Source organism: Blautia sp. ZXY-1-B12 (assembly GCF_056339915.1).
On sequence record NZ_JBWJVP010000243.1, the window covers coordinates 1 to 9,938 of the forward strand.

Here is a 9,938-nt window from a genome sequence, read left to right on the forward strand (position 1 = left end):
TCCCAAACTTTCGGGTCATACTGGCCCGAAGTGGTAAAAAAAGAGCAGGGCGGCAAGCCCCGCAACGGAAGCCTGCCGCCCTCGTCTTACTTTGCCACCAGCTCGGAGAGCTCCCGCAGCACCTTTGACACCTCGCCCCACAGCTTTTCATAGTCCCGCTTCAATCCGTCGATTTCCTCCGGGTACACGCCATAGGTATGTGCGTGTATGGCAACCTGATTGAGATTGTTAGAACAGCGCCGTTGCAGAGAGATCAGCTCTTTTACGGGCGCAAGGTCGATGTGCAGGATATACCCATTCAGAGCCATTTTCCGTACATAAGCCCCGGCGTTGGAAATGCCCGCCTCAGCCATCCGTTCATGGATGGCTGCCAGCTCGTCCGGCGTTACCATGACGTGCAGATGGACATTCCGCTTGCGGTTCTCCATCAGCGTTCCAGCTCCCGGCCTTTCCGGCGCTCTTTGGGCTCCTTTACCTTATCCAGCGGTTTTGCGTCCAGCTCCGGGGGCGTGGGCGGGATGGGCGTGTTGTTGGGTACGCCGTCGATCATGTTGCAGTTCTGCTCTGTGGAGAGCTCGGCGGTTTTCAGATAGTTGTCTTTTTCGTGCATGGCGATCCTCCTTTATCGTTCCTCATGGTTTTTATGGCTCCGCCTCTGGCCGGGCTCCTTCGGGGGTTCCTGCCCTCTGGTTCCTTCTTTGAGCCGGGCGGTAATGGATGGGCGCACCCGGTCAGGATTGCCCGGTGCTGGTTTCAGTTCATAATCCTCCATCTGCTTTTCGGTCAGCGGCTTTGCGTAGGTCAGTTCGCCCCATGCCATCAGCCTGCCGTCTGCCATAGGACGCCGCCTGTCATCATCGTAGTTGACAATGGAAAGGGGCTGGTTATCCGGCGGCTTCGGGTAAGTTCCTATGTCCACGGGCCGCTGGGTGGAATAATAGCGGTAAACGCCCTCCGGTCCCAGCTCGGTATGCTTGACCGCCGCATGGTAAAGCTGCTGATAGTCGTCCACCCGGCGGTCAAAGTCCCGCTGCGCCCACGCCTGACTGGTTCCATAGCGGCCCCAGTAGTAATCCCGATGGCCGTTTTCCCCCTCGGTAAACTGCCAGGTCACAAAGGGGCTCGGCGCTCCCGGATTATGCCCCAGCGCAAAGCCGTGTCCGGTTTCAAAGGTGGCAGCTTTCAAAATCACATATCCTTGTACTGTCTCCAAGAGATACCTCCTTTCTGTGCCTCGGGCTAACATGACCCGAAGTGCTGGATGTTACGAAATAAGAGGGCAGACCGGGGAGAAATGTAATAAGATATTCCCACCCCGGAAACACCCTCAAAAAAGCCCGGAATGTCAAGCCTTTGGAGGCGGCAAATCGTAACAGCCGCCCGGCCTTTTCTCCCGCATTTTCCTCATGCGTTCCCGGCTTTTTCGGCGGTTCCCTTCGGCCTTGCAGGCGTCGGAACAGTAGGCTTGACGCCCCTCGGGCAAAAACGCCTTTCCGCAGACCGCACAGGCTCGCAGCTCCGGGGAGATGCCTTCCGTTGTCAACGACGCTTGAAGCTCCGGGTTAAGAGGCAGGACAGCCTCACGGAAATAACGGCAGTACGCCCCTGTCCAGCACTTGTGCAGCATATAGCAGGCACAGTCAAGAGGAAGGCACAGGCCGCTTTCCCGGTCATAGTTGGCGCACATCCCCGTGACCAGAGTACGGATTTTCTTCTTCTCGTCACGGGTCAGCTCCCGGGCGTCCATTTAAGACTTCGGGCCACGATGGCCCGAAGGGCGGGGCTCCACGATCAGCGCCCGGAACTTCTTCCGGCACTGTTTTTTCTTTCCTTTGCACTCCTTGTAATAACGGCATCCCTTACAAGGGTTGTCATTGTCCCAGCCGGGGTGCGGTACTTCCTTCATCATTCGTTCAAAAGGGCTGCTTGTAAAATTCATTCTCATTCCTCCGTATCTTCCTCCCACGGCGGGGTATCTTCGTCCTCGGGTTCCTCTGCGATCTCCTCCAGCTCCCCGTCCTCATATTCGCAGTAATCATCTTCCAAATCCGGGGCCTCATGCTTCGGCTTGTAAATCTTGAAATAGTAACCAATCCCACCGCCGGCCAGCACCACCGCACCGATCAGGAGCAGAGAGAGAAGGGGGCTGTCCTTTTTCTCCGGCTCGGGTTCCGGTACTTCCTCCACCGGTTCGGTGGGCTTTGGCTCTGGCTCCGGGGTCACTTCTTTGGGCGGTTCCTTACCCTGTTCGGCAAGAGGAAGAAGGTCGTCTGTGGTAACGGTATTGAGGAAATAGACGTTCTCGCTGGTTTTCTGTTTGTCGATCACCAGATAAAACACGCTCTCGTCTGCGGTCGTGATGGTGTAGAACTCCTTTCCATCCGCGTCGGTGGCGTTGTCCACCACGGTTCCCGTCCCGTCCGGGGTAAAGGGGTTCTGGGTTTCCGGCTCCGCTTCGGTTTCCACCGGGGCGGGCGTTGTCTCCGGCTGCGGCTCGCTGCTCTGAGCGTAGGCCGGGACCGTAAAGCTCAGGCAACACAAAAGGCTGGCAGCCATCGCCGCCAGCCTGCGGTATTTAATTTTCTTCATGGGCTGTGTCCTCCTTTTCGGGTGCCTCCGGCTTCGGGTCAGTATGGCCCGAAGCGGTAAGGCTGTTTTTGGGGTCATTCAGAAAAGCCATAAGCTGGGTGGGGGTCAGTTTGAGCGAGCGCACCGCCTGCACGATCTGGCTGTTTTCTTCCTCCTGTTTCTGCTTTTCCAGCTCCCGGATTTTTGCCTGCCATTCGGCAGCCTTCTCCCGGGCTTTTTCCAATTCCTTATCGAGCTTGTCGATCTTGTTCATGCAAGGACTCCTTTCCACTGGCTCACAAACGCCCGAAGGCATAGAAATGTGTCTGCCAGTAGCTTGAATTGATGTTTGCGTATTGGATGGGCGAACCACAATGGAGCATCATCCCGTCGCCCACATAAATCCCCACATGGGACACAGGGCCGGGGCTGTCATAGGTCCCCGTGAAAAAGATAATGTCGCCGGGCTTTGCCTCGGAGGGGGAAATGATAGCGCACTGGTTATAAATGCCCTGCGCCGTGGTACGGGGCAGGTTGTGGACGCCGCTGGCCGTGTACACCCAGCAGACAAAGCCCGAACAGTCAAAGGAGGTGGACGGGCTGGAGCCGCCCCACACATAGGGCCAGCCGATGTACTTTGTGGCTTCTTCCATGAGCGCCGCAAAAGCCGGGTCATCCAGCGCCTCGCCGGGTATCTCATAGCTGGGGCCGGTATCTTCGCCGCCGTTGTAAATCCCTTCCCACAGATAGGGTTTGTTGCCTTTGAGCTGCTGCATAACGGTGTAGATTTCCCGCTGCTGTTCGTTAAGCCTCGGCAGGATCACGGTGGGCAGCGTCTTGTTTGTGAGGGTCACATTTAAGATGTAATACTCATAGGGGACTTCCTCGGTGGTGGTTTCCCCGGTCTCCGGGTCGGTGCTGGTTTCGGTGCGGTAGCGTATCTCGACTTCCTCCGTCAAGGTCAGCTCATACTGTGCCTCGAAGATCTCCCGCAGTTCGTCCTGCACCTGTTCCCGGAAATACACATGGTACTTTGCCGAGAGATAGGATGCCAGCTCATAGGGGTTATGGCCGATCTCGTCCACGGAATAGCGGTACTCGTCATAGCCGGGATGGGTGCTTTCGATGTTCGCTACCGTCTGCGCCAGCTCGTTTTCCAGTGCCGTGTAGTCCTCGTCCACGCCCAGCAGGTCCGTATCCTCCGAGGCGTAGGAGGTGCCGGATAACGCATTGGCAAGGCCGCTGCCAAGCGTGGGAAAGATAGAGCTTACCGCCGACACAAGAAAACAGAGCAGCAACAGCAGGAGCAGGACCAGCACCGCCACGGGATGACGGGTCACAAACTGCGCCGCCCGACGGGTCGCAGTTCCCGAAGCGGCAGCGGTTTTCTTTGCGGCCTTTGCGCCCTGTTTTGCAGCCGCCTTTGCTTCTTTGGAATACCGGCGTTTCAGTTTCCATTTCTGCTGCACACGGGAAAGCGGATTGCTGGCAAGTTCCGGGTGCTCGGAGGCCATCTTTTGAAAATCCACATTGGCCCGGGCTTTTATGTCCTTCCGTTCCCACTTTGCCACCTTCCGGGCTGGGTGTTCCCGCCAGCGGCGTTTGGCATAGCGGGTCAGTTTCCGGGCTCCGGCCTCTGCGGCCAGCTCGGATTTATGGGCTCCTTCCACACCCACATTTTCATGCTCAACCTCGTGTATCTTGTTGTGGACATAGAACCACGCTTCTGTGCGGGCTCCCCGGACTGCCTTTTTTGCAAGCCCCGGCGGCTTCTTCGCTGCCCGTTTTGCCTCGGTCTTGTCCAGTTTCTCCCGGGCCTTTCCCAGCTTTCCCCCGGCGTGTTCCGCTTTTGCCTGTGCTTTCTGGTACTTGTCCTTTTTGCTCCCGGCCTTCTCGGCGGAGCCCTCCGGCTCCTGTGCCTTGCCGGTATCCTGCGGCCCGCCCGCTTCATCCTCCTGCCTCATGCGGTCAGAGGGACGGCTTTTCCGGCTGTCCTCTTGAAACTTGCCGCTTTTGGACTTCGGGCCATTGTGGCCCGAAGGGATGTCCTGTCCGGTATCCTCGTCCTCAAACCGCAGACGTCGGGATGGTGCGGGGGAAGGTCTTTCCCGTTCAGCCGGTCCGGGGCGATTGCCCCCGGTATCCTCCGTCGGCCCCGGCCTTTGAAAATTCCGTTTGTCCGGTTTCTTTCCGATAATGTATCCCTCCTTTCCAAACCTCGGGCCATCATGGCCCGAAGTGTGTTACGCCCGGTTCATTTCCTGTTTTTTGTCCTCCGGGCGGGTGGTCATAATGGCGTACAGCTCGGTATTCTGCGGGAAGCGGTCAACAAACGGGATGGTGGTGTTTCCGAAGAACAGCAGCCCTTCGCCGGAATTGGCATGGGTCACATAGGAAAGCTGGTGGGGGCTGATCCCAAGCTGTTTGGCTAAAATCTGCCGGTCCCCCTGTGCCTGCGAGAGCAGCACAAGGAAGTCCGAGTTTTCAAAGATGTTCTCAATCTCCGGGCTGGCAAGGAAATCCTTCACGTTCTGCGTTAAGGCGCTGGGTACGCAGCCCTTCTTACGGAGCATTTTCCAGATCGCCACACAATAGCTTGCCGTCAGCCGGTCACGCAGCAGCACATGGAACTCGTCGAAGTAGCACCATGTAGCGATACCGCGCAGGAAATTCATGGACACCTGCGAGTTTACCAAGTCCTGCATAATGAGCATGGCAATCGTCCGAAGCCCGGCCCCCAGCTTTTTCAGATCAAGGCACACAAGGCGGCGGTTCAGGTCCACATTGGTTTCATGGTTGAACACGTTGAGAGAGCCCGACACATAGATTTCAAGGGCAGTTGCCAGCCGTACCGCCTCGCCCTCCGGCTGGGAACAGAGCAGGTCATACAGGGTTTGGAGGGTCGGCATTTTGCTTGTTTCCGGGTCCTGCAAGTGTTCCCGGTACATCTGGCGCACACAGCGGTCAATGACGGTACGCTCCACCGGCTGCAAGCCGTCCTTGCCGCCGACGATCAGCTCCATCAGCGACAGGATAAAGTCGGCTTTCAGTGCCATCGGGTTTTCCTCGTCAAAGCTCAAATCAATGTCCATCGGATTGATGTGGTGGGGGCTGTCCGGTGCGATCTCGATGACCTGTCCGCCCAGCCGCCTGATAAGGGGCGAGTATTCGCCCATCGGGTCCACCACGATAATGCGGTCTTTTGTGGCAAGGAACACGTTCACAAGCTCCCGCTTTGCGGCGAAGGATTTACCGGAGCCCGGCACACCGAGGAACAGGCCGTTGGGGTTTTTGAGCTTTTTCCGGTTTGCCATGATGACGTTATGGGAAAGGGCGTTGAGCCCGTAATAGACGGCTTCGCCATCCATGCGGAGCTCCTGCGTCATAAAGGGAACGAAAATGGCCGTGGAGCTGGTGGTCATGCCGCGCTTGATCTCAATGCCGTTATGGCCCAGCGGAAGGCTGGAAAGAAAACCGTCCTCCTGCTGGAAGTCCAGCCGCTTCAAGGTGCAGTTGTATTTCTGGACGATACCGGACACCGTGAACAGGTCGTTGTCCAGCTCCCGGCGGGTCGGGGCCATGTTTACCACAAGGAAGGTCAGAAGGAGCATTCTTTCATTCCGGCTCTGTAAATCTTCCAAGAGGGTCTTTGCGTCGTTGCTGTACGTTACAAGGTCAGGCGGGAGTATGTCCATGTCGTACCCTGACCGGGCTGCCTTTTTTTGTTCCTCCACTTTCATCTTGTCAATGTCGGAGACTTTGGCCTTGATGGATTTTACGGCGGCGGCCTGATCGACGGTCTGGATATGGAGGGTAATGGTCATTTCCGCATCCATTTCCAAAAGCTCCGCCAGCAAGAACAGCTTGTCCGAGAGCTCCGAGGCCAAAATCTGCAAAGTAGAAGAGGCAGCGCCCCAGGTCGTCCCCACCCGGAACAGTCGGCTGAAACGGAAATCGAAGCTGTCCGGGGCGATAAAGTCTTTGGTGGAAAGCCCGGTTTTGGGGATCATATCCCATGAAAACCGGAAGGGGGAGCCGCCGCCGGGGTGGAGCTGCCCGTGAAGAAGCTCCAGCCGTTCCAGCCCCGAAAGGGAGCGGCACTTGACGCCCAGCTTTTTGAAGTTCCCGCAAATGTCCGCCTCTACACGTTCCAGCCTTGCCCTGGCGGTGGGAAGGTCGTCCACGTTCACGCCGAAGGTCAGGAGCTTTGTGCGGACAATGCCGTTGTTGCTTTTGGCGATCTGGTTTTCCAGCATTTCCACATACTCACACCGGACGCTGTTGTAATCATCGTCCTGCATGGGGATGTTCACGCTGTACCGGCTGCCCGGGCGGCTCCGGTGGTTGAGGAAGGAAAGCTGGAACGGAAGGCTGCTGTCAAAGTAGTTGAGGCAGGCGCTCCACCCGTCAAAGATGGCTGCCTGATCTTCGGACTGTGCGAGCTGGTAGTTGATGTCCTCGTATTCAATTGGTTTTGGTGTAATAGCGGTCCGCTACCCGGCACACCCCGTCCCGGTACATTTCCCGGTAAGGGAGGGTCTGCTGGGCGGTGGTGGGAATGTTCTTTCCTTTCGTGAACAGGCCGGTAAGGCCCTGCTTTTCAGGCTTTCTGCCTGCGGGCTTTCCGGCCCTTCTGCTGTTTCGCAATCGGCTGCGCCTCCTTTCTGGCGCCAAGCAGCGCATAGAAGTTTTCGGTTTTGTAAGGCCGCACACGGGGATAGAGGAACCGGGTGCGGATGATGTTTTTCAGCACTTTTTCCAGCGGCAGACCGTCTCGTTCATACATAGCCAGAAAGAAGAACGGGAGCATGAGGCCGATCATCAGGAACATGGCGGCACTGTTCCCGATACTGCCACGGGAAAACAGGTAAGCCGGGAGGCCCACCGCCGCTGCGCTGGAAAAACAAACAAGCTGGCGCTTCGTTAGGTTGAAGGCCAGCTTTGTCTTGATTTTGGAAAGGTCTTTTGGTACTGGCACATAGGCCATTTTGGTACACCTCCTTTATTGCTTCGGGCCAGCATGGCCCGAGGTTATCTTGCGGCCTCTTTGGCCGGGGCTGTGCTGCGGGCAGCTTCGGCGGCCTCTCGTCCGCTCTGCCTTGCCCGCCAGTATTCGGGGTGATACTGCCGGATGGACTGATTGAGTTTTTCTTCAAACTGTCCTTTGTCCTTAATGCGGTCAGGGATGTTCCACAGCTTTTTATCCAGCAGTTCCCGGAGCACTACGCTTTCCTGCGCGTCCTCCTCATAGCAGATATAGCCCTTGTCCTTGAAGCCGCATTTTTTGGCCGCTGGGGAGAGGACGGCGGCTACCTCGTTTGCCACCATCGTTCCGCCGTGGTTGGCAGTAGATACCAGAAACACCCCCGGACAGAGGGTTTCACAGCTCTGCACTTCGCCCCACGGGGAGCTTCTCGGCGCATGGAACATTCCGCCCGTCCGGCTCCGGTCCGCCTGCATGAGCGCCGCCTTTTCTAAGATGGCTTTCAGTTCCGGGGAAAAATAGGCATATTCCCGAAGGACACGGGCGGCCTCCCCGCCGCAGGCGTTCATCAACAGGGTATAGGCGTCGCTGTCCGCTTTGGTACAGCGGCCCAGCAGTTTTCCGTCGTAATAGCAGGCCGCGTCATAGCCCGTCCGTTTGCGTGGCATGCTTCCCGCCTCCTTTCTGCTTCGGGCCAGCATGGCCCGAGGTCAACGCTCTGCACCACGGCTGGGCTTTTCCTTCGGAGGCCGTTCCGCCTTTGCCTGTTCGGCAGCCGCTTTCCCGGCTTTGAGCTGGTCGCTGATGGACGCACGCCCCATAGAGCCGCGCTCCGCCATCTGTTCCAGCTTTGCCTCATAGGCTTGCAGAACAGCGGTGTTGAGCTGTTCTCGGAACTCCTTTGTGACAGGGTAGGCCATATCCCGGTAGCCGCCTTTGCCGTCCGGCTGGCTGGGCATCCCAAGAAAGAGGCCCTTGCTGCCCTGTACGATTTTCAGATTTTCCACCACAAAGCAGTCATTGAATTTCACGCTGGCAAAGCCCATGAGGTTTTTCACAGGTTCGATGACCCGCACGCTTACATCCAGCTTTATAGGGGCGGCTGGTGTTCCGCCCGCAGTTTTTTCCTGCATGGATTGCTCCTTTCCGCTTCGGGTCATCATGGCCCGAAGTCTCTTAATGGCAGCCGAAGATGGATTTTGCAAGACTGCCTGTTTTGAATAAGGTAAAACACAGCAGCACCGTATATCCCACGCAGCCCCAGATCGCCCCAATGGGGTCGCCGTCGGTGGCGATACTCTGGATCAGCACCGCATAGATGGCGACACAGACTAAGATCAATAGACCTTGAAAGCCCACCGCAAAGAGGGATCGGAAATAGTTCTGCCCCATGTGTCCGGTTTCCCTGTTGGGGACTGTGGCAAACGGGATAGGCGCTAAACTTGTGAGTAAATAAATTTCAATCATACGGCCATATACGATGACAAAGATCACGATATTAAGGGCAATCATGGTAAGCTGGATCAGGAAGGACTGGAGCCAAAGTCCGAACAGAGGACCTAACTCCATCGCCTCAAGCTCTGTCCGCAGACTGTCCAGCACATCCGGCGCGATCTCTGTCCCGTTCTGGATAATGCCCGCTGACTGCTGTATCACATGCTGGCTCACATCAAAGACCGCCAGCACGATATTGAAGGTATTCGTCAGGATCATCACAGCCACAAAGGTTTTGAACACCCACTTAAAAAACATCCATGTATCAATTTCATGGAGGTTGTTGCGTTCTATGAGCATCTGTATCAGCTCATAGGTCATTACAAAAGTGAGGATGACCCCGGCGATTGGCAGAATGGCAGTTTCAGAGATCTGTCGTATCATGGAAAAGACCCCGGCGTTCCAGTCCGCCGGGGTCGTGCCTACCTGTGTGGCGATCTCGCCAACGCTCTGATTGACGTTATCGAAAAGGCCATCCAGATTTCCCATGATACCATCGACGAGCAGACCTTTCAGCCATTCAACGATTGCGTCGATGATAAAGTCCATACATCAGCTCCTTTTCTGGAAAAAGGGACAACGGGTGACACTTAGCTGAACAGCCCGGACAGCAGAGGGATAAGCTGAAGGCCGATCAGAACGACACCGCCGCCCGCCATGAGCTGTTTTATCCCCAATTAGGTGTAAAACTCTGCTCGATGGCGGGCGGCGGCGTACAAAAAATCTATATGGTGTTTTTTAGAGAACCGTCCCGGCGGGACAGGTCAGGCAGTGACCTGTTCCACCTCCGGGATGGGTTTGAGATTAAAATGAATTTCGATAGAAATGTGTCTTGTTTTATCTTCGTCAATGCGTTCATGCACGACGATTTCTTTGATTAAGCGGTTAAGGG

General features: G+C 56.5%; 12 protein-coding genes and 2 pseudogenes. All 14 read right to left on the bottom strand.

Annotation, left to right across the window (positions count from 1 at the left end; genetic code table 11):
- Nucleotides 1-86 precede the first annotated feature (86 nt).
- Entirely contained in the window at nt 87-428 is a 342-nt protein-coding gene (locus tag AC075L_RS17235) for a plasmid mobilization protein (protein ID WP_012741672.1), read from the bottom strand.
- Nucleotides 428-610, bottom strand: coding sequence for a DUF4316 domain-containing protein (locus AC075L_RS17240; RefSeq protein ID WP_003500078.1), 183 nt, complete (start codon nt 608-610; stop codon nt 428-430). Before AC075L_RS17240 ends, AC075L_RS17235 begins: the two co-directional genes overlap by 1 nt.
- A gap of 12 nt (nt 611-622) precedes the next feature.
- The gene (locus AC075L_RS17245) at nt 623-1,213 is read right to left on the bottom strand and encodes a defense against restriction DarA-related protein (protein ID WP_476387935.1); all 591 of its coding nucleotides are present in this window, start codon (nt 1,211-1,213) and stop codon (nt 623-625) included.
- Between the two features lie 132 nt (nt 1,214-1,345).
- Nucleotides 1,346-1,747 carry a cysteine-rich VLP protein gene (locus AC075L_RS17250; RefSeq protein WP_050005650.1) on the bottom strand — a complete coding sequence of 134 codons (402 nt, stop codon included), beginning with the start codon at nt 1,745-1,747 and terminating at the stop codon, nt 1,346-1,348.
- Nucleotides 1,748-1,939, bottom strand: coding sequence for a hypothetical protein (locus AC075L_RS17255; protein ID WP_318272949.1), 192 nt, complete (start codon nt 1,937-1,939; stop codon nt 1,748-1,750).
- A gap of 2 nt (nt 1,940-1,941) precedes the next feature.
- Complete coding sequence (locus AC075L_RS17260; RefSeq protein WP_025543445.1) at nt 1,942-2,589, bottom strand: DUF4366 domain-containing protein; 648 nt, start codon at nt 2,587-2,589, stop codon at nt 1,942-1,944.
- On the bottom strand, nt 2,576-2,842 hold the full coding sequence (locus tag AC075L_RS17265; protein WP_015553882.1) for a DUF4315 family protein: 267 nt from the start codon (nt 2,840-2,842) through the stop codon (nt 2,576-2,578). The genes AC075L_RS17260 and AC075L_RS17265 overlap by 14 nt, the downstream gene beginning before the upstream one ends.
- Nucleotides 2,843-2,864: 22 nt before the next feature.
- A complete protein-coding gene (locus tag AC075L_RS17270) occupies nt 2,865-4,532 on the bottom strand; it encodes a C40 family peptidase (protein WP_476387936.1) in 1,668 nt (555 codons plus the stop codon).
- Between the two features lie 279 nt (nt 4,533-4,811).
- A pseudogene (locus tag AC075L_RS17275) lies at nt 4,812-7,251 on the bottom strand (VirB4-like conjugal transfer ATPase, CD1110 family).
- The gene (locus AC075L_RS17280; RefSeq protein WP_118524197.1) at nt 7,169-7,555 is read right to left on the bottom strand and encodes a PrgI family protein; all 387 of its coding nucleotides are present in this window, start codon (nt 7,553-7,555) and stop codon (nt 7,169-7,171) included. Before AC075L_RS17280 ends, AC075L_RS17275 begins: the two are co-directional and overlap by 83 nt.
- 44 nt (nt 7,556-7,599) lie before the next feature.
- Complete coding sequence (locus tag AC075L_RS17285) at nt 7,600-8,253, bottom strand: DUF7007 domain-containing protein (protein WP_476387937.1); 654 nt, start codon at nt 8,251-8,253, stop codon at nt 7,600-7,602.
- A 9-nt stretch (nt 8,254-8,262) separates the two neighbouring features.
- A complete protein-coding gene (locus AC075L_RS17290) occupies nt 8,263-8,685 on the bottom strand; it encodes a septation protein SpoVG family protein (RefSeq protein ID WP_476387938.1) in 423 nt (140 codons plus the stop codon).
- Between the two features lie 43 nt (nt 8,686-8,728).
- On the bottom strand, nt 8,729-9,595 hold the full coding sequence (locus tag AC075L_RS17295; RefSeq protein WP_118573554.1) for a VirB6/TrbL-like conjugal transfer protein, CD1112 family: 867 nt from the start codon (nt 9,593-9,595) through the stop codon (nt 8,729-8,731).
- A 41-nt stretch (nt 9,596-9,636) separates the two neighbouring features.
- Nucleotides 9,637-9,720: pseudogene (locus AC075L_RS17300) on the bottom strand (Maff2 family mobile element protein); the annotation flags it as partial.
- Nucleotides 9,721-9,938 lie beyond the last annotated feature (218 nt).

What these genes read in the sequence shown, in the direction of transcription:
- AC075L_RS17235 (WP_012741672.1), bottom strand. Translation starts at nt 428, where the DNA reads ATGGAGAACCGCAAGCGGAATGTCCATCTGCACGTCATGGTAACGCCG.
- AC075L_RS17240 (WP_003500078.1), bottom strand. Translation starts at nt 610, where the DNA reads ATGCACGAAAAAGACAACTATCTGAAAACCGCCGAGCTCTCCACAGAG.
- AC075L_RS17250 (WP_050005650.1), bottom strand. Translation starts at nt 1,747, where the DNA reads ATGGACGCCCGGGAGCTGACCCGTGACGAGAAGAAGAAAATCCGTACT.
- AC075L_RS17255 (WP_318272949.1), bottom strand. Translation starts at nt 1,939, where the DNA reads ATGAATTTTACAAGCAGCCCTTTTGAACGAATGATGAAGGAAGTACCG.
- AC075L_RS17260 (WP_025543445.1), bottom strand. Translation starts at nt 2,589, where the DNA reads ATGAAGAAAATTAAATACCGCAGGCTGGCGGCGATGGCTGCCAGCCTT.
- AC075L_RS17265 (WP_015553882.1), bottom strand. Translation starts at nt 2,842, where the DNA reads ATGAACAAGATCGACAAGCTCGATAAGGAATTGGAAAAAGCCCGGGAG.
- AC075L_RS17270 (WP_476387936.1), bottom strand. Translation starts at nt 4,532, where the DNA reads ATGAGGCAGGAGGATGAAGCGGGCGGGCCGCAGGATACCGGCAAGGCA.
- AC075L_RS17280 (WP_118524197.1), bottom strand. Translation starts at nt 7,555, where the DNA reads ATGGCCTATGTGCCAGTACCAAAAGACCTTTCCAAAATCAAGACAAAG.
- AC075L_RS17285 (WP_476387937.1), bottom strand. Translation starts at nt 8,253, where the DNA reads ATGCTGGCCCGAAGCAGAAAGGAGGCGGGAAGCATGCCACGCAAACGG.
- AC075L_RS17290 (WP_476387938.1), bottom strand. Translation starts at nt 8,685, where the DNA reads ATGCAGGAAAAAACTGCGGGCGGAACACCAGCCGCCCCTATAAAGCTG.
- AC075L_RS17295 (WP_118573554.1), bottom strand. Translation starts at nt 9,595, where the DNA reads ATGGACTTTATCATCGACGCAATCGTTGAATGGCTGAAAGGTCTGCTC.